The 25,037-nt window shown below is 68.6% G+C and carries 10 protein-coding genes and 2 pseudogenes; 9 read left to right on the plus strand and 3 right to left on the minus strand.

Going from position 1 to position 25,037, the window contains the following annotated elements:
- The first annotated feature begins 74 nt into the window (after positions 1-74).
- The 4 genes from SSP29_RS51050 (at position 75) to SSP29_RS51065 (ending at position 6,056) form a co-directional block, all read left to right on the plus strand.
- A protein-coding gene (locus SSP29_RS51050; RefSeq protein ID WP_089107876.1) for an IS3 family transposase occupies positions 75-1,237 on the plus strand; the annotation gives its coding sequence in 2 pieces (ribosomal slippage) (positions 75-359 and positions 362-1,237; 1,161 coding nt in all).
- 112 nt (positions 1,238-1,349) lie between these two features.
- A complete protein-coding gene (locus SSP29_RS51055) occupies positions 1,350-1,706 on the plus strand; it encodes an Lsr2 family DNA-binding protein (protein ID WP_089107877.1) in 357 nt (118 codons plus the stop codon).
- A 180-nt stretch (positions 1,707-1,886) separates the two neighbouring features.
- Entirely contained in the window at positions 1,887-2,198 is a 312-nt protein-coding gene (locus tag SSP29_RS51060; RefSeq protein WP_089107878.1) for a trypco2 family protein, read from the plus strand.
- 36 nt (positions 2,199-2,234) lie between these two features.
- Positions 2,235-6,056 carry a HEAT repeat domain-containing protein gene (locus SSP29_RS51065; RefSeq protein ID WP_089107879.1) on the plus strand — a complete coding sequence of 1,274 codons (3,822 nt, stop codon included), beginning with the start codon at positions 2,235-2,237 and terminating at the stop codon, positions 6,054-6,056.
- A 536-nt stretch (positions 6,057-6,592) separates the two neighbouring features.
- Here the strand turns inward: SSP29_RS51065 and SSP29_RS51075 are convergent.
- A complete protein-coding gene (locus SSP29_RS51075; protein ID WP_167450214.1) occupies positions 6,593-12,976 on the minus strand; it encodes a hypothetical protein in 6,384 nt (2,127 codons plus the stop codon).
- 2,475 nt (positions 12,977-15,451) lie between these two features.
- Complete coding sequence (locus SSP29_RS51085; RefSeq protein WP_145969090.1) at positions 15,452-19,054, minus strand: hypothetical protein; 3,603 nt, start codon at positions 19,052-19,054, stop codon at positions 15,452-15,454.
- 520 nt (positions 19,055-19,574) lie between these two features.
- Between SSP29_RS51085 and istA the strand changes: the two genes are divergently transcribed.
- Both istA and istB read left to right on the plus strand, forming a co-directional pair.
- Positions 19,575-20,921, plus strand: coding sequence for an IS21 family transposase (istA, locus tag SSP29_RS51090; RefSeq protein WP_150136574.1), 1,347 nt, complete (start codon positions 19,575-19,577; stop codon positions 20,919-20,921).
- Positions 20,918-21,688 (plus strand): IS21-like element helper ATPase IstB, encoded by a 771-nt coding sequence (gene istB / locus SSP29_RS51095; RefSeq protein WP_089107884.1) that lies wholly within the window; start codon positions 20,918-20,920, stop codon positions 21,686-21,688. Before istA ends, istB begins: the two co-directional genes overlap by 4 nt.
- 33 nt (positions 21,689-21,721) lie before the next feature.
- Here istB and SSP29_RS51100 read toward each other — a convergent pair whose 3' ends face one another.
- On the minus strand, positions 21,722-22,096 hold the full coding sequence (locus tag SSP29_RS51100; protein WP_089107887.1) for a hypothetical protein: 375 nt from the start codon (positions 22,094-22,096) through the stop codon (positions 21,722-21,724).
- A gap of 643 nt (positions 22,097-22,739) precedes the next feature.
- On the opposite strand from SSP29_RS51100, the pseudogene SSP29_RS51110 reads away from it, so the two are divergent.
- From SSP29_RS51110 to SSP29_RS51120, 3 genes and pseudogenes are all read left to right on the plus strand, one after another.
- Positions 22,740-23,027 (plus strand): annotated as a pseudogene (locus SSP29_RS51110) (transposase); the annotation flags it as partial.
- A 289-nt stretch (positions 23,028-23,316) separates the two neighbouring features.
- Entirely contained in the window at positions 23,317-24,381 is a 1,065-nt protein-coding gene (locus SSP29_RS51115) for an IS110 family RNA-guided transposase (RefSeq protein ID WP_089107886.1), read from the plus strand.
- 29 nt (positions 24,382-24,410) lie between these two features.
- Positions 24,411-25,037, plus strand: a pseudogene (locus SSP29_RS51120) (IS3 family transposase); the annotation flags it as partial.

Raw genomic sequence — 25,037 nt, forward strand, 5'->3', positions numbered from 1 at the left:
ACTAGGGGTCTGCTGCAAGATCGGGTGACATCTGAACTGGCTTGCCCTGTGGGGCGGGTGGGAAGGATGTCGCTGTGCCCAAGCCTTATCCGGAAGAGTTCCGCCAGGACGTCGTGCGGGTTGCGAGGAACCGCGGCCCGGGGGTGACAGTGGAGCAGGTGGCCGCCGACTTCGGAGTCCACGCGATGACGCTGTGGAAATGGATGCGCCGCGCGGACATCGACGACGGGTCAAAGCCTGGGACGACCAGTCAGGAGAGCGCGGAACTGCGGGAAGCACGTCGACGGATCAAGCTGCTGGAACAGAAGAACGAGGTCCTGCGCCGGGCCGCGGCCTACCTGTCGCAGGTGCATCTGCCGGGAAAAGGATCTACCCGCTCGTGAAAGAGCTGGCTGGGGACGGGGTGCCCGTCACGGTGACGTGTCGGGTCCTGAAGCTCGCCAGACAGCCCTACTACCGCTGGCTGGAGCGGCCGGTGACCGATGCCGAGTTCGAGCAGGCCGCTCGCGCGAACGCATTGTTCGACGCTCACCTTGAGGATCCGGAGTTCGGCTACCGCTTCCTGGCCGACGAGGCCCGCAGCGCGGGATCCGGCATGGCGGACCGGACCGCCTGGCGCATCTGCCGGGACAACCGCTGGTGGAGTGTCTTCGGCAAGAAGCGCGGCCGGACCAAGAAGGCCGGCCCGCCGGTCCACGACGACCTCGTCCGTCGTGACTTCACGACGGACGGCCCGAACCGGCTGTGGCTCACCGATATCACCGAACACGCCACGGGTGAGGGCAAGTTGTACCTCTGCGCGGTCAAGGACGTCTTCAGCAAGAGGATCGTGGGCTACTCCATCGACGCACGGATGAAGTCCCGCCTGGCCGTCGCGGCCTTGAACAACGCCGTGGCCCGCCGGGAGAACGTCGCCGGGTGCGTTCTGCACAGCGATCGCGGATCGCAGTTCCGGTCACGGAAGTTCGTCCAGGCGCTCGACCGGCACCAGATCACCGGCTCGATAGGGAGAGTCGGGGCGGCGGGCGACAACGCGGCTATGGAGTCGTTCTTCAGCCTGCTACAGAAGAACGTCCTCGACCGTCGGGCGTGGGCCACCCGCGAGGAACTGCGGATCGCGATCGTGACCTGGATCGAGAGGACCTACCACCGACGCCGCAGACAAGCCTCCCTCGGCCGGCTGACCCCCGTCGAATTCGAGACCGTCATGACCACACCGGCCCTCCAGGCCGCGTGACCCAACCTGTCACCCAACCCTGCATCAGACCCACCAGCCCCGGCTCGACACTCTCTTCCTCACCAGCCCCATCTCCTTCAAGGGACGCGTCATCCAGCAGGTCGGCCGCATCATGCGCAACACCGAAGCGAGAAAGTCCCACGTAGAAGCGCACAACTACCTCGACGCCGACGTCCCACAACTGGACCGCACGCACCACCGGCGCCGCCGCATCCTCGAACGCCGTGGCTTCATCACCACTCCGCTCGAGAAGCTGCCCGCATCGCCACCGGCGGCCCGACCTGCCGCGCCGTCCGCCGCCGTGACGACCCCGCGCCCCGCACCGGCCGTCGCGGAGGTCCGGGCCTGGGCCGGCGACCAGAACATGGACGTGCCGCCCCGCGGCAAGCTCCGCCAGGAGATCTGGGACGCCTGGCACACCGCTCACCCAGACCACGGGCAAGGCGCCACAACCGCGGCCCCTCCCTGACCTGCCACTCGCGCAGGTCCTCGCCGTGCGCAAGCCGCGCAGCAGCCCGGCCATCGCAGTGAGGGGACCCGCAGCGCCCCGGACGCGATCGTCAGGAGACAAATACCGCCGCCGTGCGGTTTCGACGAGGGGCGGCAGCCTATCGTGACTTCCAACACAGCAGACAAGGTTGGGGGAGAAATGGCGCAGGAACCGTGGGCGGAACTGAGCGAGACGATCAGCGCGATCCGTGCGCAGTTGCAGGAGGCCCTGGACGAGGGCGAGGGTAAGCCGCTGAAATTTCGCACAGGGCCAGTGGCCCTGGAATTCTCCATCGCCGTACGTAAGGAAGGCGAGGCCAAGGCAAGGGTCTTCGTGCTGCCCTGGTCGGCCGAGGCTCGCGGCACTGCGGGCACTGAGGCCGTGCACCGCATCGCGCTCACCCTCCAGCCCATTGACGCCACCGGCGAGGACGTCATCGTCTTCGGTGAGACCGACCGGCGCCCGGCCTGATGCACTAGCTGCTGTTCGGGATGATGGGGGTGAAAGATGGACCTGACGCGAGTCGTTGAAGTGTGGGTGCCCGCCTTGCGCCGAGTCGGTAGCGGCTACCTCTTGGCTGACCGACTGGTGCTGACCTCCTATCACGTCGTCCAGGGCAACCCCCTTGGTGCGCCGGTCCAGGTGCGGGCACTGGATGACCCGCAGCGCGTCTCATGGCTGTCGGCAGTGCAGTGCTGGCCCATCGGGCCGGTAGACATCTCCTTCGCACCCGAGCAGGACGCGGCCTTGCTGGTGATCGACGCCGCTGGTTGGCGGGCGGATCCTCTGCCTGGACGGGTGCGTTTCGGGCAGGTCAACGGACAGGACCGGGTGGCTTGCCGCGGATTGGGTTTCCCCGACGCCGAGGCACGCCCACGCCCGGACTACCGGCGCGACACCATGCCGGTGCGTGGCCACGCCGACCCGCTCCAGGCTCGCAAATCTGGGCTACTGACAATCCACGTCGACGAGGGCATCGTGCCCCGACGCCGGTCGGGCGGCTCGGGCTGGGCCGGCGCGTCCGGCACCGCGCTGTTCAGCGGTCCCCTACTACTCGGCGTCCTGGCCACCGACCGTGCTGTTGCTGACGACGCCAGCGTGCTAACCGCCGTCCCCATCAACACCCTGATCGGCCTCCCGGGATTCGGCGAAACACTGGCCGCACACGGTCTACAACTGCGCATAGAACCGGCGCCCGTGTCCGCGCATGAACATCTGCTGCGCCGCTACCTGCACGCGGCATCCAGGGCGGACATCACCCATCCGTATCCGGGCATCCGGGTGAAGCAGAAGCCGTTGCCGTTGACGGCCGTCTACATGCAGCAGCAAGCCCGACGGCAGCCAGTCGACCGGCACCGCGACCGCGGCGTTGCTGCCACGCCGCCGGACACGACAGCGACACGGCCAGCGGACGCCGTCCTAGCTGAAGGTCGCACGTGCGTCGTAATCGCTGGACCAGGCGGCGGGAAATCCAGCCTTCTGCGCACCTGCCTTGCCCGCGGTGCCGCAGCCTGGCAGAACGGCCGCGGCCACAGCGCAATCCCAGTGCTGGTTCCCGCCGCCGCGTTGACCAGCGCACCGCTCGCTGATGCCCTCGCCGAGGCGGTAAGCAGCGAGTTGAAATCCTGCGGACTCGCCTCCAAGTTGCCTGCGGAGTTCTTCGACACCTCGCCCCAGCCCGCTGTGCCGTGGCTGGTACTCGTCGACGGCCTCGACGAGATCATCGACACGGCCGCCCGGCGGAAGGTGCTACAGACCCTGGCCTCGCTTGCGGACAGTGAGCACGCGGACGTGTACCGGTTCATCGTGGCCACCCGGCCCATCGCCGACGACGAACTCAATATCTTAGGCACCCAGGTCCCGCGATTCGACCTTCAGCCGTTCAGTGCCGCGGACGTACAGTCGGTTGCCCTCGGCTGGTTCCGTGCCCTGGATCTGGCTGAGCCCGACCGCGTCGCCAAGCGCTTCACCCGGGCTCTGGCCCGCACCCAGCTGAACTACCTAGCCGGCATCCCGCTGATGACCTCGATGCTCTGCCAGCTCCACGCGGCCGCCCCCGACCAGCCACTGCCCACCAGCCGCACCCACATCTACGAAGAGTTCATCGCCCTGCTGCACAAGCGTCAACACGCCGCGGGCAGCACCGGTATGCAGCAACAGACACAGGCCACCTTGCAACGCTATGGAGACGAGGCCCTCGCTCAGGCCCAGCGAACTCTGGACGCACTACCCGACCTGATTGCCTACCTCGCGGCCGAGCGCCACTCCGGGAACACCCTACCCGCGGTCACATTGCTGGAATCTCGGACACAAGCCCTCAAACCTCCGCGTGTGCTGTCGGACGAGTGGCAGATCTTCCTGGAAGAGTGCCTCCGTCGTAGCGGAGTCCTCACCGAGCGCGCCGGGCAATTCGTCTTCCTCCATCAGACCTTCCAGGACTACTTCGCCGTCCGCGAAGCCGTTCGCGACCCTCAGACCCTCCACGAATCCCTACGCCGAGTCTTCCACCGACCCGCTACACGGGGGCCTGTCGACAGCGATTCGCCGTCTGCGGGATCGTGGCTACCTCCGCATCCTTCCGATACTGCCAGCTATGTCGGGTTTCTCGTCGACGCAGCACGCGAGCACGCCCCGGTCGCCGTTGCCGAATACCTATCACGCCTCGCAATCCAGGGAAGATTGCTGGGCTGCGAGTTCATCGCCGAGCTGCACCAACTGGCAACTCGTCTGCCTGAAGATGTCGTCCCCGCGGCGGCCGACTTTTGCGTTGACCTCGCCGCTGCCACCGGACTCGACTCGGTCCGTCTGAAGGCGGCGAAGGTGCTGTCAGAGCTGGGCGATCCCCGCGGCGCGAAGCTACTCCGCACCTTCGCCACCACTTCCAGCCTCGACGGCGGTGACCGTCTGGAGGCGGCGAAGGCGCTGGTAGGGCTGGGTGATCCCCGCGCCGCAGAGCTGCTCCACGCCCTCGCCACCGACACCAACCTCCACGACTCGCAGACCTACTACCGTCGAGAGTCACGCACCGACGAATTGCGCGAATCGGCGGCGGAGACGCTGGCAATGCTGGGCGATCCCCGCGGCGCGAAGCTACTCCGCACCTTCGCCACCACTTCCAGCCTCGACGGCGATGTCCGTCTGCGGGCGGCGAAGGCGCTGGTAGGGCTGGGTGATCCCCGCGCCGCAGAGCTGCTCCACGCCCTCGCCACCGACACCAACCTCCACGATCATGACCGCTTGCAGGCGGCGGAGGCGCTGCAACTGCTCGGCGATCCCAACGGCGCCGAGCTGCTCCACGCCCTCGCCACTGACACCAACCTCCTCGACTCCTGCCGTCTGCGGGCGGCGGAGGCGCTGCAAGTACTGGGCGATCCCCGCACCGCCGGGCTGCTCCACGCCCTCGCCACCGACACCAACCTCTACGACTCCCCCACCGGCAACCTGCGCGTGTCGGCGGCGAGGGCGCTGGCACTCCTGGGCGATCCCCGCGGCGCGAAGCTACTCCACACGCTCGCCACAGACACCACGCTCGCCACCGACGTCTTCCATGTCGTCAGCTCACGCGTATCGGCGGCGGAGGAGCTCGCTGGGCTGGGCGATTCCCGCGCAGCAGACCTGCTCCACACCCTTGCCACCGACACCAACCTCTACGGTCATGACCGCTTGCAGGCGGCGGAGGCGCTGCAATTACTCGGCGATCCCGACGCCGCCGGGCTGCTCCACGCCCTCGCCACCGACACCGCACTCCGTGACTGGGTCCGTGTGAAGGCGGCGGTGTCGCTGGCTGGGTTGGGCGGTCCCCGCATCCTCGGCATCGGCCGCACTCTCTACGTCGACATCTTCCATTTCGTCAATTCCGCCCTGGACCGCGGGGAGACACATACAGTGGTGAGCGATCTTCGCGGCTCCGAGTTACTGCATGTCCTCGCCACCGACACCGCCCTCGACGCTGATGCTCGCTTGCCGGCGGCGAAGGCACTGGCGTTGGTAGGCGATCCTCGCGGCGCCGAGTTGATACACGACCTCGCCACCGACATCGCCCTCGACTCCGTCCGTCTGGAGGCGGCGGAGGCGCTGAAAGCGCTGGGCGATTCTCGCGCTGCCGAGGTGCTCCTTTCCCTCGTCGCCGACGCCACCCTCTCCGGCCCGACCCGCCTACAGGCAGTTGAGGCGCTGCGGGAGCTGGGACATCCGCGTGGCGCCGAGCTGCTGCGCGCCTACTGCGCCAACGCCACCCGCTGCGACTACATCCGCAAGGCGGCGGCTGAGGCGCTGGCGAGATTGGACGATCCCCCCGACGCTGACTCTTCTGCAACAAACGACCGATAGACGAACAAGACCTCACCGCCGCCGAAGAACACCTACGCCTTGCCCTCGAAATCCACGGTCTCGACCGCCGCCGCACCCGCGCCATCGTCCTTGCCGACCTCGGCGGCGTGCGCCTACGCCAAGGCAACGTGGACGGCGCCATGTCCACCTGGGCTGACTTCCTTGACTGCGCCGATGGCGTTCGCTCCTTCAAGGTCCGCGCTGCGATCCAGGACATGCGTGTGCGTCGCAGTCGCTTCCCGAACTTGCCCGAATCCCAAGAACTGAGGACACGGGCGGGAGCCCTCGCGTAAGGCTGGCTCCGAGCGTTGGGGAGACACCAACATTGCTTTTCACCCCAGACTTGCAGGTCGCGTCGGTACGTTGATCGTGATGAAGCAGCGGCCTGTACTCGCCGCCGCCGGGATCAGCGGCCCGGACCGCACCCTCATGTACGGGTACACATGTGACCGCGCGACCTGGCACGTTTAGCTCTCTGCCGCGCCGGTGCACCTCGTCGTCTACAACGCCGTCCCGGGCACAGTGATCAGGTGGGCTCAAGGAAGGGCGAACTCAAGCGCGCTGGTGTCGAGATACGCATTGTCCGGACCCAACGGAGCCATCGTGTCGAACCAGCGCCGGGTGATCGACAGGTTCAGCCGGTAGTGGCCGGCGGCCACGCCGCCCGCGCCTGGCAACAGCAGCGCCTGCGTCGCGGGTGCGTTCTGGATCACCGTGATCGGCTGCGTTACCCAGTCCACCTTGGTCGGGGTATGCCAGCGAATGATCTGGAGCGCCTCGTTGAGGTCCACCGTCACGTCAGCCAGCAGCGCACGGTCACCGGGGCTGAGCGCGGGTGCCCTCACACGCGAGACCATGTCCGTACCAGAGTCCGTCACCAGCAGGAACTTGCCCTCCAACCGAGCCGAGTAGGCTGGCCGACGGTATCCGGGTACGTCCAGGATGCCGGACAGAACGGCCGGGATGACTAGGGCGCGGACCCCGGGCCGGACCGGCCCGATGGGCCGGGGCGGCAGCGGTGTCTGCAGCGCCGCCTTGATGAGCGCGCCCAGCCGTGCCCGCTCAGCGATCGGCACCTCCTCATGGATGACCCGGCGGGCCAAGTCGAGGGTGATCTCCTCGGTGAAGTCCATTGGTTCCGGTGTCTCGAGCAGCAGCCAGCGGTCCGTCGACGAGGACAGGCATGTCAGGTGGACCCGGTCCGGATCTTCCCGGAGCGGCACTGCCAGGGCACTGGCCACCTCGGAGAACCGGGCCTCGCGGTCGGCCGTGCTGGCGGCGGGCGTCATCACCTCGGTGATCGCGCCACCCAGGCGGGTCTGAATGGCGGAGAGGGCTTCGGCGGCGGTGCCGGTGTCGTAGTGCTCAATGCCGGTGCACGAGGCCACGTGTTCGGCGAAGCCTTCGTAGCGGCTGGTCCGGAACGGCTGCCGGTACATGTCCAGGCCGTGCACGTGCAGCGCGGTCACCGACGCGGTGGTGGCGAGCAGGACGCAGCCGCCGGTGCCGCGGTCCTCCCTGGGAACGCTGATCACTGCCTCGCCGGTGCGGCACCGGACCGTGTCCGCGAACACCTCGACGACCAGGCCGCTGTCCTCACCGATCGCGGTCAGCGGCACGGATCGAATCGCGGTGCCGGAGGCCGTGTCCACGACGAGCGCGCCGGTGGTTCCGGTGCCGCGGCGGAGTCGTGCCCGCAGGCCCTGACCGGGGCGGGCCGGGTCGGCGAGCACCACCACGCCCAGCTCACCATCAGGACCGATGCGGCCGCGGACATCGGTGCGGTAGATATCCCAGCTCGGGTCGCCGAAGGCGCCGGTGGTGGCGGCGGTCGCGCGCAGGGCACCGTCATCGAAGGTCCAACTGCCGGTGACGGCGGAGAACACCGTGCTGTCGGCGGCCACGAACGGGTCCCGCTCGCCCACCGGGCTGCCGGCCAGACGCATCACCGCCACGTACGAGGTGTCCGGCTCCCACAGCGGGCGGCCGGTCGGGTCGAACGGGTCCACGCCGACCCGTGGCTGTTTCTCGGTCCACACGTCGTCCGGGGGGCAGGTGCCAGCGGAGGCTTCGGTCAGCATCCGGTACCGGTCCGCGAGCTTGTCGGTGGTGTGCGCCAGGACAAGATCGAGACGTGCGCCGGTCACCCGCGGGTCGGGTTCGGCGCGGTGGGTGAGGAACCAGTCGGCCGTGGCGCGGGAGCTCTTGCCGACGTGCGCGTCCGGATTGGCGTCGAAGGCCGACTCGACCGCGATGGTGATCGGCATCCGGAAATCGATCTCGCCGGTGCCGGCGCCCGGTCCGAAGATGCGCAGCGCGTCGGACAGGAGGAGGTGGACCGACTCCTCGCGGTACGTCAGTCCGCGCCCGCCGGGTGCGCGGCTCGCCACGTAGGGCTCGAGTTCCATGCCGGGTTCCGGGGTCTCGTTGAGTCCGGGAGGTCCGGCCGTGACGAAACCGACGGTCTCGGTGATGGTCGCCGACTCCCAGTCGGTGGCTGAGTGCCGGACCTCGATCGTGGTGGTCAGGGCGATCTCGTACTCGTGCCGGGCCAGGAAGGTCACCGGCTCGGCATGTCCGTCGGTGCTGATCCGGTGGCAGCGGTCGGTTTCCCGGTCGAAGCGTTCCTTGTCCGCCTGGGTCACGCAGTCCACCGAGTCCAGCACGATCGTTGCCGGCGGGGTCTTGGCGCCGGGTTCCTGGCTCAGGTCCTCGATGGTGATCAAGGCGGTGCGGAACGGGTGGCCCGGGTCGATCGGCACTTCCTCGAACGCGGTGGCGCCGGTGTCCTTCTGGAAGCGGGCCAGCTCGATGCCCTCGGCGGCCAGCGTGACCACGATGAGCCGGGTTTTCCGCCGGCCGTCCACCGCGACCCGGACCAGCGCCGTGGCGAGGTCCTCGGTCGCGCTGACGGTGACGAGGGTTCCGTTGTGCGGGGCGAAGGCGCCGGCCTGACGCGCGGTGCCGCCGGACATGTTCGGCAGCCGCACCGTACAGGCCGCGCCGCGCATCTGTACTGGTGCCGGGGTGCCGCGGTCTTCGTACTGGAAGGTGCGGGTGAAGCCGACCGGCAGCGAACCCAGCGGCTCGTCGTCGAAGTCGAAGCGGGCCACGTCCGGGCGGCGCACCTGGCAGCACGGGTAGGACGGGTTGTCCTCAAGGATCTCCGCGTCCGCGATCGGGTCGTCGATCCCGACGGTGAATGGTGCGCGACCATTCAGCAGCAGAGTCTTGGGCGCGACCTGACCCTGCGTTCGAATGCCCTCGTGCCAGGCCCACCGGAAGTTCCGCGGCGACGCGGCGCTGGTCAGGTTCTCCACCTCCGTCCACGGCCCACCGGTGACCGGGCGCCGGCGCATGGTCACCCCGGAAAGTGTGTAGCGGGTGCTGAGGGCCAGGTTGCCGTCGCCCGCCACCTGTACGCCGAAATCTGAGTTGCTCTGGCCGATGCCGAGCGCGTCGATGAGCATCACCGAGAAGTTGATCTCGACGACGGCATCCAGCGGGATCGGGTGCGCCTCGCCCTGCCACGCACCGGTCCGCCCTGCCAGGTTGTTCACCGAAATCAGTTCGGTGGGCTCGCCGCCGGGGCGGGAATCGGCCCTCTGTACGCGGGCCTGTTTCGCGCCGGTGAGGGCCTGCGCCCCGGCCCCCATCAGCGGGCTGGTGGTCACGTTGCGGTCGGCCGGTTTCAGCTCTCCCCGGACACATTCCAAGGTGTATGAGACGTCCGGCAGGAACCACGGCGTCTCGATCCGGAACGTGATCCGGAAGGTGAAGTAGTGGGGCATGTGCGCCAGGCACTCGGCGAGCAGTTCGATGCTCAGTCCGACGTGCAGGAAGCCGAACAGGACGAGCGCGAAGCCGACCTCGAACCGCAGCCGGGCGACGAAGTCGTTGGTGCCGGAGAGCAGCCAGCGCACCAGCACCTCGAGCGCGCCCCAGCCCCGCATGGAGATGACCGGTCCGAGGGTCCCGGACATCGTGACGCCCAAGGCCAGGCCACCGCCGACGTGCGTGTTCTCCTGCCATTCGAAGCACACCGCGGCACGCAGTTCGAGCATGAAGACCTCGGCCACGGCAAAGGGTTTCGGCCTGCCGCCGATCCAGGTGTCCGGTTGCGCGAGCCGGCCGAGCGCGATCAGGCCCGGCTTGTTGCCGATGGTGATGGTGCCGCACAGCCGGATGGCGAGTTTGTCCGGGATGTTCGCGATGAAGTCTTTCAGTGAGATGTCGACCTGGATCATCAGCACGAACGCGCCGGTGCGGAAGTCGTACTCAAAGACGCCGACGGCCAGCGGCTTCTTGGCTTTCAGCAGACTGAACTCGATCGCGATGACCAGTCCGGAGGCGATCGGCGAGTCGAATCCGGCGCCGAACGCAGTCAGCCGGAAGGCTTGAGCGCAGCCGGGGATGGACAGGCCGACACCGACACCGAGCGCCCACGCGTCCTTAGCCGGCTGCCAGGCGTCCAGGCCGCGGGTGGCCGGCAGCGCGGTCGGCCGGGCCCGCTTCATCCATTTGTAGTACTTGAGCTCGCCGGCTTCCCGGTCGCCCTCCTCGATCTTCGGCATCAGCCCGGTGGCGTACAGCGCCTCGATGCCGACCAGCACGATCGGACCCATCGGGGCGGCGCCGAACAGGGCGATGAGGAAGAGGAGGAAGTCCTGGGACTCGCCGGCCGGTGGGATGCGCGAACCCCAGAAGACGTCGGTGGTCAGGCCCCACTTGTTGCCGCCGGCGTAGATGACCAGGCCGCCGCCGAGACCGTACTCCTTGATCCGGGTGCCGTCCGGCAGCAGTTCGTCCCGGTAGCTGCCGTGCGCGGTGATCTCGACGACGCTCTCGACCTTGAACTCGAGACCGATGCCGCCGAGCAGGAAGCCGGGCGCGTCCGGATTGCCGGCCAGCTTGCCCCGCAGGCGGGTGAACCAGACCCCGCCCTCGAACGGCGAGTAGTCGGCGCGGACCCCGCCGGAGACTGAGAGATAGGTGGCGCCGTTCTCGTACGCCAGGCCCATCTCATGGATCTCCAGCAGGAACGTGTGCAGGTGCACTTGGGCGCCGTGCGGCATGACCATGTTCCCGGACGGCTTGCCGCGGTCCCAGCCGATGTCGGTGAGCGCCGCCTCGAACGGCCGGCCGTCCTCCCTGGTCACCTTGACCGCACCGGCCGCGCCGGGGGGCTCGCCGGTCTTCTCCCGGATGATGATGTCCCCCAGGAACTGGAACGGCGACTTGGGCTGAGGTGATTTCCCGGTGAGCTCCTGCAGCGACACCCCGGCCCGGACTCGGAAGATGTCCACCACGAACGTCCAGAAGACCAGGCGGCTCAGCGGGATGTGATCGCCGGTCGGCGGTGGGGTGTGCGCAAGCGAGACCCGGAGCACGTCGCCGTCGATCAGGCCCAGCTGGGCTTCGACGTCACCCGTGGCCGGGGGCTGAGGTGTGGCGCCGCTGGGGCCCTTGGGCGTCTCGGCTTCGGCGTCACCGCCGGCCGGAAGCTGAGGCGTGGCGCTGTCTTTGACCTTGGCCTTGTGCCAGGAGAGCCCGCCCTCCAGCGTCAGCCCGGTCCACCAGTCCTGCTCCTGCGCCGGGGTGCGGAAGAAGAACTTGCTCAGGAACAAGTGGGCGTTCGGGCCGAGCGGTATGACCAGCGGGGTGTCCTGGAAGGTCAGGTATTGCGAGAGGTCCTCGAACATGTCCAGGCTGCGGCGCAGGCCCAGGGTTCCGTGCAGCGGCACCGGCACCAGCACCGAGGGGATTGCCAGGTCCTCGATCACCAGCCGTGCGTCCGGGTTGAGGTGCAGCCAGGATTTGAGGTTGTGCAGCGGCGTGTCGGGAGTCCCGAAGTCGAGTTCGATGCCGCCGAACCCGAGAGCGCCACCCTGGAACGGGATCAGGCCGGTTTCCAGGTCCCGGACGATCCAGTCCGCCTGCGCCCGGGCAGCGTCGGGTGCGGCGAAGAGGGTGAGCTCGTGGACGGCTGCGACGGGCAGCCCGAAGAGCGTGCAGGGGCCGATGGAGATCGGCACGTGGGGTTCGAGGTGGATCCGACCGGCGGTGTCCAGCAGGAACGAGAAGTCCCACGAGATCACCGATTCCGGCTCGCCGCCAGCCAGGTCGATCCCGGTGTCCGGGTCGGGTGTCGCCGGATTCGGGTGGGCGCGCAGCAGGTCGGACGGAACGAACATGCGAAGCGGGAGGGTGTCGATCTGGACCGTGCTTCCTTCACCGGTCGGTGCCATCGAGACCCAGAAGTCGCTGGACCAGTCCGTGGCCGGCGCGAACACGAAGGCCAGCGCCGGGAAGAGGTGGCTGACCAGCCGAGTCGGCGCCGGCGCCGACCCGCCGATCAGGGTCAGCTTGCCGGTCACCGTGACAGTGCCGTCCGGACCCACCTCGGTGGCGACGTCCTCCACCTCGATGGTGTCCGCAGCCTGGGCGGCCGGCCCGGCGCCGCCGCCGTCCGGCGGGAAGGCGGTGTTGATCTTGTCGGCCGGCCAGGACGACGCGAGCGAGGCGAACAGGTCGGTGAGCCTCATCATGTCTCCAGGAAGCTGCTCGGATCCACCACGGTGTCGAAAACGGCGTCCGAATTGGCACCGGCGACCGCCTCCGCTGCGCCTGCGGCCACCGTGGCAGCGGCGACGACCTTGTAGAATGGTGACGTGGACTCGGTGATCTCGGCAGCCAGGGTGAACTCGGTGGTGTACGGCTGAGCGTCGAAGGCCGAGAACCGGTTGCCCACGGTGAAGGCGCGGTCGAACAGCGCCAGTCCGGCGGCCGGATCGCGCAGCGCGGTACGGGCATACTCCGGAGCGACTCCGAGATGTTCGGCCCAGAGCGCCAGACGCAGGCCGCGGATCCAGTTGTCGGCGCCGTCGGCGACCGTCTCGCGGAGCGCGAACAGCGAGCACTCTCCGTCGGAGTAGTAGCTGCGGCGGTTCGCGTTCGCCGAGCTGATCGAGGCGAACGCGTCGTCGATGAGCATCAGCTTGGCGTGCACATAGATGGCCGGAAACGAGCCGGTGCTGGCGGCCGCGCCTTTCTGGTGGGTCTTGCGGGGGGTGCCCTGGGTGGCGGAGAACAGTCGGCTCGTCTCGGCCCGCTCGACGTGCAGCCGGACGGTGGCTGGGTTGGTCGCGTCGGCCACCTGCTGATACGCCCGCATCACTTCACCGCCGACGGTGAGCCAGAACGGCACAGCCGGGACCCGCTCGGCCGGGCCGAGTTCCACGATGTCGGCCGTCTCGTCGAGTGGTCCGGCCAGCCACACCCGGCCGACCGCGGATTCCCTTGTGGTCGGTGTGTGGGAGAACCGCTTGCGGAGGTATCCGATCTTGAAGCGATCGCCCCACGCTGCCCGCATGTCCGCGATGAACCGCTGACGGCGGGGAAAGCCGAACGGCTGGTCCGGGCTGGACGGGATCACGATGATGAGGGGGCCGGACACGCGTGCGGCGGCCGCGGCCAGTGCATCGCGGTATCTCGGTGGTGGGGTGAGGTACTGGTCCTCCACGTAGATGTACCGGCGCGCGCGGCCGATCGCCTGGATGAGCGTCTCCAGGATGGTGTTCTCCCCTCGCGGCGCGAAGAGCAGGCCGCGGCCGGACCCGGCAGCCGAGCGGTAGTAGGTACGCGCCACCTGCACCACGTCCGGTCCGGTGACCGGCAGACCGTGCAACGCGCCCGGGGTGTCCAGGGCGAGCCTGGTGGCCGATGCGCGTTGCCACCGCTCGATGAAGGTGGTGACCAGTTCGCCCGCCGCTTCCCCGTTGACCCGGGCGTGGACGTCGTGGAACGGGAACCGGGATGCGTGGGTACCGTTCTGGGTTCGGCTGGCGTGGAGGTCGATGCCGCCGCAGTAGGCGTGGATGCCGTTCGCGTTGCGGACCACCTGGATCTTCTGGTGGAAGACCGCGAACTTGCGGGTGGCCGCCACGACCTGGGCGACCAGCCAGTTGCCGGGCTGACCGACCGGGTTGTCGCCGACCTCGGCGTCCACCGGATCCAGGTGCGCCTCGACCCCGTCGATGGCGGCCAGTGCGTCGATCGAGCCGCGGTTGAGCTCGAAGCTCTCCAGCACCGCGTCCAGGTGGGCGATACCGGCGAAGAGCCCGGACGTGATGACCCACGTGTACGCCTGGATGGTGGCCTGATCCGCCCGGTCCTGAAACCCGGTGGCCACGATTCCGGTGGTCGCCAGCAGCAACGCCACCAGATAGGCGAGGGTCTGCACGTCCTGCACCCATCCCGGGTTGAACTGCAGCATCTGCAGCGCCAGGAACCGTGGATCGCCGCCGGCCGCGGCCATCGCCTCGGCCACCTCCGCCACCGTACGCAGCGGCGTGTCCGTACCCGCCGGGCCGAGCTTCGGCTTGTGTTCCAGGGAGTACCCGGTCACGTAGAACGCGCCCAGCGGTCCGGCGGCCACCGCGCGGTTCAGCTCGGTGAACAGGTCGGCGAAGGTGTCGACGCCGTCGACGAACGGGCGTACCACGTTACCGCGGGTGTAGCGGGTCAGGGCCGGTGCCTGTTGCGGTGCGAACCACTCGTCCAGGGCAGCCACCTGAACCGTGTCCGACGCCGGGGAAAGAGCGACCAGCCCGTCGGGGTACGGCGTACCCGCGGCCGACGCGACGACCGCGTGGCCGTTGCCGACGTCCAGGGTGGCCCCGGCCAGCGCGGCCCGGGTAAGGCCGAGTGCGACGAGCGCGTCTCCGCGGTGCGTGGCGTCCAGGTTCTCCGTTCCACCACCGACCAGGTGGATCGTCCGGCCGGTGGCCGGGCTGCCGCCGGGCTCAAGAATCCGCAGCGGCTGCTCCAGGCCGGCCAGTGCGGTGGCGAAGTCGGCCCAACTCGGGCTGCCCGCGGACAGACACTCGGCGGCGAGCGCGGCGGCCACGTAGCGCAGGACTCCCAGGGTGTCCAGTCCGGGTCGGCCGGGTGCGGCGGCCAGCATGGTCAGCTGTGCGGTGCTGATCGGGTCGCCGCCTAACCGGACCGGGTCACCCAGCGCCACCCCTTTGGGGTCGCCGTTGTCCGCGGTCGCGACGGCCGGGTCGGTGAACCGCAGGGCGAGGATGGGGTTTCCGGATGTCAGCCGGGTGCGCATCCCGCCGTGCAGAAGGACGTCCGCGGCGGCACCCCAGATCCAGTGCACGTCGCTACCTGGACTCTGCGCATGCCGCCACCGGCCGGTCGCCGGGAAGCGCAGCGCGGTGGCCGGACCGCATCCGCTCAGCGCGGGCTGCTCGGCGGCCGGACCGGTGCCGGCCGTTCCGGGGCCGGACGGCGGGAATGCGAGCCTGAGGGCGGCGGGCAGGTCGGTGGCCACGGTGTGGGACCAGCTCCAGCCGGTCAGCGAGGCTAGCGGTGCGGTGAACACGCTGTCACACTCCCGTCGGAAGAGCACCGGTGTGTACCGGACCGGCCAGCCGGGACGGTACGCCGTCCGCGGAGACGGCGATCGCCCACGCATGGAAGACGAAGCCACCCGCCGGTGCCGGGACGCTGACGACGGCGAACCCGTCGGTCGCGGGGACGGCCGGCGCCGGGACGAGTCGCCGCCCGGCCGTGTCCCGGACCACCAGCCGGTCGATCGGTGGCAGGTCGGGACGATTGCGGATGGTCGAGAGCGAGGCGGCCGGTGCTCTGAACGACTCGTCCGCCGTGAGGAAGACGTAGCAGTCGCCGGCCGACCGGCGGCAGTCCAGCCGGACCGTCGCGGTGCCGCCAGTGACGTCCAGCCGTTCGAGCTGCGGTGCCACCGCGCGGGCGATCGACGGGACGCGCACGACCACGGCGAGCACCTGGGCCGCCGCCGACGGCCTGCCGGCCGAGTCGACCGCGCGCAACCGGTAGAGCCAGCGCGCCGGACGGTTCGGCACGGTGTCCTCGTACAGCGCGGACGGATCGGCCGGGCCGAGGCGCACGGCGTCGTCGTCGAGTCCGTCCAGCCGGGTGGCCGCGTGCGCCAGGAACCGGTCGGGGACCAGCCCGGCCTCGTACCCGGCGCGCAGCGCGGCCTCATCGGCGGGCGCGAGGGTCCAGAGCCGGGCGGTGCCGTCGGCGGCGATCAGCGTGATGCTGCCGGGTTCCACCCGCAACCGGGTCAGAGGCGCGGACGCGGGGAGGCGGTCAAGCAGCATCAGCGGTGCGGCGACGAACCCCGGCGGCAGGAAGTCGGCGAGCCGGATCCGGACGCGGACGTCGTCGCCGGCCTGCCGGGGCGCGGTCACTGCCGATACGTCGGCAAGGTCGACCAGGGTCAGCGTCGGACGGCCGAAGTAGCGGGCGGTCGACTCGACCCCCGCGACGGTGCTCTCGTTGCCCGGCCGTGGCACGGGCTCCAGGTCCGCCCTGCGATCCGGTACATAGGATTCGCTGTCGGCCGCGGTCACGCCGTACGCCAGCTGGCGGCGCGGATGGGCGGCATCCACCCCGAGCGCCGGCGCCTCCAGTACCACGCGATAGCCCTCGACGAGATCGCTGCCCGGCGGTGCTGGGGTGCGCGGCACCACCATCACCCGGTCGTCCCAGTACTCCGGGTTCAGTTCGGCCGAGGTCGTGCGGTTCATCACGAACGGCTGCGGCGAGGGCGCCCGCGCAGGGTCGACCGGGCTGCCGGCCAGTGACAGCACCACCGACGTGCCCCCGCCGTGCCCGGTGATCCGGTACGCGTGGCCGAGCACGACCGGCACACCGGCGAACTCGTTCGCCGCCACCGGCCGGCTGATCCGCACCGGAAGCGTCCACCCGGTGCCCGCGGCCGCCGATACGCCGGCGGGGCGCACGTCGAGTGCGGTGAGCGCCGAGTCATGCCGGTAGATCCGGAACTCCGTCACGTCCGGGTCGAGGTCGCGCTGTTCCGGTCCCCAGCCCCAGCGGATCACCACGCGATCGGCCCCGTCGGCCAGCGCTCGCTGCTCGGCGGTCAGGTCCGGATCGTCAGCCTGCAGCAGACGGACCTCCACACCGGCCTCCGGCACCGCCTCCGGGTCCGCCGATCCGGCGGCCGGAGGCGTGGTCGGCGCCGGTGGCCGGATGAACTTACGCAGGGCCGCGGATGCGGAGACCCGGGGCGCGGAACGGCGACCGGTCGCGTCCACCGAACTGACCCGATAGACCACCGTGGCGCCGTACTCCACCTGGCCCGGCTCGAAGATTTCCGACGCGTGCACCAGCATGTTGTGCGAACTCGGTGCCGTGTCGGCCGACGGGAATGCACGCATCAGGTCGAACCCGAACGCGGCCGGTTCGGTGCCGGTCGGGGCGTTGCGGCCGGAGGCGTGGACGCCGTCGCCGGCCGCCGGTTCGAACGCCCCGCCGTGTAAGGAACGTTCCAGGATGTAGTAGGCCACGTCGGTGGGTGGCGCAGCGGCCGATCTGGGCAGATACGGCACCGCTGTCGGTTCAACCGACGATGGCGCGGGCCAGTCGATCGCGAAACCGCGGTTGGTGTCCTGCACGCTCCGGGCCGCGGTCCGCGTCGGATCGGACAGGCTGATCACGTCGATCGACTCGGGCGCCTGTGGTGTAGGTGTATTGCCGTACCGGACGTCGTAGATGGTCTGTGTGACTGGCACCGGCTCATCCGGATTGAGGGCGGCCGCCAGCGGGACCGGGACGATCCCGGCGACACCTAGACTGCCGACAACGATCACTAGGTCGGCGAGGGCGCCGAAGTCGAACTCGGTGCGCTCGCTCGCGGCGGCCGAGGCCGACCCGACCAAGGCGCCGTAGCGGTACGCCTTCGCGTCCACGGTCCCGCCCGGCACCAGGTCCAGGACGAAACGCGTGGTAGGCATATCCAGCCGGACGATCAGCCGGGCTGTTTCGAAGCCCTTGCGGATGGTCGACGGGTCCCCTGGGCTGGTGACCAACTCCCGGACTACTGGCGAGCCGTCGCACCACATCACCGCCGAACCCCAGCGGAAGCACTGCGGCAGCCGGTAGCCGCGCGGCACGGTATGCAGGTCGTACATCCTCTCGTCGCGGTCCCGGCGGCGCACCGTCCCGACGATCCGGTAGTCGTAACTTTGGCCCTGAACCAGTCCGTGAGTGTCCAGATGAGCAAAGCCCCAGCCGCGCCGCCACGGTGCGAGCACGGTGGTCGCCATCGCAAGGCCGTACGGCGACACGTCCCAGGCATTGCCGCCAGCTCCAGGCTTCTCGGAGATGACGGACCAGGCCGGGGCGCCGACTGGCCGGGCCAGCGCGGCGTTGGCGTACCGGCTCACCTCGGAGAAGTCGCCGGATAACGTCTCCGGCAGGGCGCGGGCTTCGGCCAGCGCCAAGCCGTCTGCGGCCGATCCGACATCCGGGTTGACCGTCTCGAATGGGACCTGCAGATTCTTCACGAGCGGGTCCACGCCGGCCCACCTCCGCTCGTCGGGCACGTCGCCGCAGATCCGGATTTCCTGTTTGGCATCGTCGGTGACGACCCAGACGATGCCGATTCCACTGCCATGTAGCGTCACCGCAGGCGCTGTGAACGCGGCACCGGCGGTCACTGTGCCGTCTGGAGTGCCGACGAAGGAAGCCCGGGCGGCGGGCGCGGTGACGGTGACCATGCTGTACTGGTTTGAGAGTTCCACCCGGTAGGTCCACAACGTGTTCTTCAGGTCGGCCGGATCAGCGGCGTCTGCCCAGAGCCGGAACCCGGTGGTCACGACCAGGCCCCGGTTGCGCGCCTCGGCCAGTGTCTGGGCGGACAGATCGATACAGCTCATGCCCTTCTCGCCGCGCGCCGGCCGACGATAGATGGTGAAACCATCCAGCGAATACCCGGCCGGGAACGGAGGCGACCACAACAGGTGAATGCCATCCAGGTTGCCGCCCTCGAGACGGGAGATGGCATGGAACCGAATCATGACAAACCCCACTCGGTGACGTCGGCCGTGAGAGCTTTGGGCCGAATCGTACCCACCCGAGAAAAGGGGCGGACTTCCATAATCCAGCCAAGTATGCCCCAATGGCTGGATCGCCCACACTGCCCGAATTACGCGGAAATCACCCTATCGCTGAGCATCGATCCGCCCGTCACTTCTCAGGTCGAACTCGTAGACCCGGTCGCCCCATGACGCTCCTTGGTTCCCGCGGCACGAAGGGATCATCGTCAACGGCCATGCACGACATGGCCGTTGACACTCGATGAACGCCGCACCTCGGTAAGTCTGGAACAGTGGCGGAATGCGACCAACGCATGCGCGGTCACTGACCACCGGACGACCTCAAGGGACAAGATCGCGAGACAGAATGTTGTGACCCGCGGATGAGACGACCGAGAGAAACGCAGGTCGTCACACTGGAATGGGACATTTGTCGGCGTACACCTGAACGTCCCCACCCGCGTACGGATGAACGCGGCCAGTTCCTGAGGCGCTGAGGAGCATTGGTCGGCACTCTGCTGCGTAGTCGGTGTGTGGCGGCAGGGGGTGGTCGGCAGTGGTCTTGGATCCGCGTCGGTGGTCGGAGCTGCGGCGCTTTCGTGGGCTTTTGGAGTCCGGAGCGATGAGCCTGTCAGAGATCGCCCGGGAGACGGGGCTGGACCGCAAGACGGTCCGTAAGTACCTCGCGGGGCCGGCGACGCCACCGCGTCGCTCGGCCAGTGGTCAGGTGGTGCCCAGGAAGATCGACGAGTTCGCGCCACTGGTCGACGCGATGTTGCGGGCCGAGATCCTGATGAAGGCGTCAGTGATCCACGATCGGCTGGCCGCGGAGTACGGGTTCACCGGGAACTACCAGCGCGTCAAGCTCTACGTTCAGCAGGCCCGGCCGAGGATCGCCGAGGAACTCGGCATCACGCCCAAGGAGTTGGCAGGGCTGCACCGCCGCTTCGAGGTCGTCCCAGGTGCTCAAGCTCAGGTCGACTGGGGCGATGAGGGCAACGTCCTCGCTCACATGGGCATCCCCAAGGTCTACTCGTTCCATATGGTGCTGTCGTATTCGCGGGATCCGTTCTGCTGCTTCACCACCAGCCAGGACCTGCAGACCTTCTTCGACTGCCACCGGCGGGCGTTTGCGCACTTCGGCGGGGTGCCGATGTCGATCGTCTACGACCGGACCAAGACCGTCGTGCGCCGACACGTCGCCCCAGGCGAGGCGGTGCCGCTGCATCCGGAAGCGGTCGGCTTCGCCGGCCACTTCGACTTCGACATCGACGTCCTGGCTGCCTACCGACCCACCGGCAAAGGCCGCGTCGAACGTCAGGTTCTCATCGTCCGCGATCATGTGCTGTCCGGGCGGGCGTTCTCCTCGCTGGAGGAGATGGACGCCGCGTTCGCCGCCTGGGTGCCCAGGCGGCGGAACCAGATCCACAAGACGCACCGGGAAGTCATCGGCATCCGGGCCGCCCGCGACCACGCGGCCCTCAAACCGCTGCCGTCCACCCCCTATCTGGTGGCCGAGCGGCATCTGCGGCCGGTCGGCAAGGACTGCCTGGTCGCGTTCGGCGGGAACCTCTACTCGGTTCCCGCCCGCAAGGTCCGCCCGCGTCAGCTGGTCGAGGTCAGAGCGACGAAGTCCCAGGTCATGCTGCACTCAACCGCCCCCGATGTCAGCGGCGAGACCCTGCTGTCCGCCCATCCGCGGGCGGTCGGCCGCGGCGTCCGCGTTGTTGAGGAGACGCACTGGGGCGGCTTGCCCACCGGCAAGGGGCGTCGCACCACGACCGGTGAGGTGACACCGCCACCGCGTCGCGAACCATCTACCGGCGGTCAAGTCGGCCCGCTGCAGGCTCTGTTGAACCGGTCCGCGGCCACCCGTGTCGAGGTCGGGCGGCGGCCACTGTCGGTCTACGACGAACTGACCGGCACTCGGCCTTTCACCACCAAATCCCCGACGAAGGAGTCCTCTTGAGCGAGCTGACCGGCAACCGCATCCGCACTACGGCCGGCAAGCTCGGCCTGCCCCACCTGGCAGAGACCATCAACGAGTACACCCGTCGGGCCGACGAGGCGAAGATGGGCTACCTCGACTTCCTCGACCTGGTCCTGTCCGAGGAACTCGCCGTCCGCGACGACCGCCGCTTCCGCCAGGGCCTGCGGCTGTCCAAGCTGCCACACCACAAGACGCTGGACGAGTACGACTTCTCGTTCCAGCCCGAGCTCGACCCGCGCAAGGTCAAAGACCTCGCCAGCCTCTCCTTCGTCGACGGCAAGGCGAACGCCGCGCTGCTGGGGCCGCCCGGGGTGGGCAAGACGCATATCGCCGTCGCTCTCGCGGTCGCGGCCTGCCGGGCCGGCTACTCGATCTACTTCACCAGCCTCGACGACATGGTCCGCAACCTGAAGGCCGCCGAGGCGGCCGGGCGGCTGGTCAACAAACTCGGCACCTACCTGCGGCCGAGCGTCCTCGTGGTCGACGAAGTGGGCTACCAGCCCCTTGAACGCGCTGAGGCGAACCTGGTCTTCCAGGTCATCTCCAAGCGTTACGAGAAGGGCTCCATCATCCTGACCTCGAACAAGACCTTCAGTGAATGGGGACAGGTGTTCGGCGACGAGGTCCTCGCCACCGCGATCCTCGACCGTCTCCTCCACCACTGCGAAGTGATCGCGATCAACGGCCCGAGCTACCGGCTCAAGAACCGCCTCCAGGCCATCGAACGAGAGACCGAAGTGGCCTGACCGGCCAACGCGTGATGACGACCGAGCGCCTGGTCAGTCACCGTCAAGGCGCTGGAAGATTGCGGAAAACTCGTCGTTGTCGATCAGCCCCGCGATCACATGAGTTATGTTGTCGATGCCGGGATCCCGGACGATCAGACCGTCCGAGACCCAGAAGTAGCGGCCGCCGAGAGCCTCATCGCTTCCTGCCCACGTTGCCATCAAGCGTTCGACCTCGGTGACCGTGAAGACAGTCGCGCTCCACCGCGAGCCGTCATCAAGATCCACGAAGACATCGACGTTACACACTGCGTCCAGCTCCTCGTCCGGACTGGGCAGGAACGATGCCTCGAAGGCGTCCGTGCGAACCCGATACCACGGCCCGTCCCAACCCCGTTCGACCGATCCGGGCGATGCGCTAACACTCATCGTGCGAGTGTCTCTGGCCTGGCCGACGACCTCAACGAAAATGCGCAACCGTGCTCTTGCCCTCGATATAGCTGGGGACATTCATCCGTACGCGCCTGGGGAGCTTAGGTCGTACGCCGACAACATTCCGAATGCGGTCCTACATCGCCACGTGCCGGACCGCGATGCAGGGGTATCCGATCTGGTGCCTGCCCGACGACCTCGTGAACATCACGGTCGAGATGGACGCCGCGGCCCCCAGCGAGCAGATCTCCGCCAGCCAGCGTGCCCGTCTCGTCTCCGCCCTCACGGCCCGGCTCAGCGAGATCGACCCCTTCACGATGCTGTGCGGTTCACCGCTCGCGAACCGGCGCTGTCCTCGACGTCCGTCCCGACCAGGGCTTTGCCGCCCTGCGGAACATGTCCCGGGCCGCCCCGTGGGAGGTACACGATTCCCCGGCGATCGCGCATGAAGGCGGCCGCCCCCACGCATCCCTCGGCTACGCCTACGGCACCGCCGACTCCGACCCCCTCCAAAGCGCCCTGCGTAAAATCAGCTCGAGCCACGCCCCACTCAGGGTGTCCCATCTCCACCCGCTCGACGTGTGCTGGACTGAATCGCTCCGGGTCTGATGGAGGTTCGATTCCCTGAGAGGATCGAGTCATGGCACGTCCGTCCCCCTACCCTCCCGAGCTTCGCGAGCGTGCGGTGCGCATGGTCGCGGAGATCCGTCCGAACTACCCAACCGAGTGGGCTGCGATGAAGGCCGTTGCGGCGAAGCTGGGCATCGGCGCCGCAGAGACGGTGCGGACATGGGTTCGCAAATCCCAGGTCGACGCCGGCCAGCTGCCCGGCGTCACCTCCGAGGAGGCCGCGGAGATGAAGCGGCTCAAGGCCGAGAACGCCGAGCTCCGGCGGGCGAACGAGATCCTCAAGGCGGCCTCGGCTTTCTTCGCGTCAATGTCAGGCTGTTGGCGATCGGCGGGCGGACACGGGCCGAAGTCACCTTTGGTGGTTAGTCCTTGATGTGCCGCCTTCCGGTGGCAGGATCCTGTCGACCGGTGGGCTGGCTCGTTTCTTCGCTGCCCCGTGACGGTGGCTTGTCGGCGATGTGCCGCCCGCCGGTCGCAGGCCGTCCGGTGCGGTGTGGCTTGATAGGAGCGTGCCGCTGGCCCGATTGAGGCGTGCCCCCGGCGCCGGACGATCACCTGAGCATCCGGCATCGTCGCAGGGAGGCACGTTGATCGTCGTCGGGATAGACGGACACAAGAACACGCACACGCTGGTGGCGGTCGATCCGCTGGGAAAGCGGCTGGCGGAACTGACCGTGGCCGCCAGACCCGCCGGCCACCTCAAGGCATTGGCCTGGCTGCACGACTTCGGTCCGGTGCTGGTGGCAGTCGAGGACTGCCGCCACTTGACCCGCCGGTTCGAAGCCGATCTGCTTAACAGCGGACACGCGGTGGTGCGGGTGCACACCCGGCTGATGGCCGGCGCACGACGCTCGGCCCGGGAGCGCGGGAAGTCCGACCCGATCGATGCCGAGGCAGTCGCCCGGGTCGCTCTGCGCGAGCCCGACCTGCCCAAGGCGTGCTTGGACGGGCCGAGCCGTGACATCAAACTGCTGGTCGACCATCGGCGCACGCTGGTGGCCCAGCGCACCGCGATCGGCAACAAGCTGCGCTGGTTCCTGCACGAGCTCGACCCGGAGCTGGCCGTCGCCTCTCGTGGTCTGCGCCGCCTGTGCGTCCTGGACCACCTGGCCCAAGCCTTGATCCAGCATCGCGGGACGCTCGCGGCCATTGCTGCCGAACTGGTCGCGGACTGCCGCCGTCTCTCGGAACGCATCAACGCACTGGAGAGCCAGCTCCGTCGTCTGGTCACCGCCCGCGCACCGCATCTGCTCGAGGTCGCAGGCTGCGGCGTTCTGGGTGCCGCGGTCATCATCGGAGAGGCCGCAGACGCCACTCGGTTCGTCTCCAAGGCCGCCTTCGCCCGGTTCAACGGCACCGCCCCGATCCCCGTCTGGTCAGGCAACAAGATCCGCGTTCGGCTCAACCGAGGCGGCAACCGCACCGTCAACCACGCTCTGCACATGATCGCCGTGACCCAGGTGCGAGGCGACGGCGAAGGCGCCGCCTACTTCGCCAAGCAACTCACCGTCGGCAAGACCAAGACGGAGGCCCTGCGCCTGCTACGGCGTCGCATCTCCGACCGCGTCTACCGAGCCCTGCTCGCCGACCAAGCCGACCTCGACCAACCCCTCAACCCGCTACCCCCAACGCCAATGAGCCTGGCTGCTTGACATAGGAGCATCGCCGAGCTCGACCGGCCGTCAAAGCGCTCGTAGCGTTCATCGACGAGTTCAAGAAGGTGTTCGGGGTCGAGCCGATCTGCCGTGTGCTCTCCGACCACGGACTGAAGATCGCAACGAGCACCTACTACGCCGCCAAGAACCGCGCTGCCAGCGCCCGCGCGATGCGGGACACGCAACTGAAGGCGCACATCAACCGGGTCCACACCGACAACTACAGCGTCTACGGAGTCCGGAAGGTCTGGCGGCAGCTTCATCGAGAGGGCATAGCCGCGGCCCGCTGCACGGTCGCCCGGCTGATGCGCGAGCTCGGCCAGGAAGGCGCCCGTCGCGGCAAGAAGATCCGAACCACCCTGCGCGACGACGGACATGAACGGGCGGCTGACCTGCTGCAACGCGACTTCACCGCGTCCCGGCCGAACGAGAGGTGGGTCGCCGACTTCACCTACGTGGCCACCTGGGCGGGGGTCGTCTACGTCGCATTCGTCGTGGACGTCTTCTCCCGGGCGATCGTCGGCTGGTCCGCGGCCACGAGCAAGCTGGCCAAGCTCGTCCTCGACGCCCTCGACATGGCCCTGTGGCGTCGCGACCGCGCCGGAACTCCCGCCGGACCGGGGCTTGTCCATCATTCGGATGCGGGCAGTCAA

The sequence above is a fragment of the Streptomyces hyaluromycini genome, assembly GCF_002217755.1.
GTDB classification, from domain to species: Bacteria; Actinomycetota; Actinomycetes; order Streptomycetales; family Streptomycetaceae; genus Streptomyces; species Streptomyces hyaluromycini.

Coding starts and splice junctions, on each gene's coding strand:
- SSP29_RS51055 (WP_089107877.1), top strand. CDS start 1,350: ATGCGCAACACCGAAGCGAGAAAGTCCCACGTAGAAGCGCACAACTAC.
- SSP29_RS51060 (WP_089107878.1), top strand. CDS start 1,887: ATGGCGCAGGAACCGTGGGCGGAACTGAGCGAGACGATCAGCGCGATC.
- SSP29_RS51065 (WP_089107879.1), top strand. CDS start 2,235: ATGGACCTGACGCGAGTCGTTGAAGTGTGGGTGCCCGCCTTGCGCCGA.
- istA (WP_150136574.1), top strand. CDS start 19,575: ATGAGCCTGTCAGAGATCGCCCGGGAGACGGGGCTGGACCGCAAGACG.
- SSP29_RS51100 (WP_089107887.1), bottom strand. CDS start 22,096: ATGAGTGTTAGCGCATCGCCCGGATCGGTCGAACGGGGTTGGGACGGG.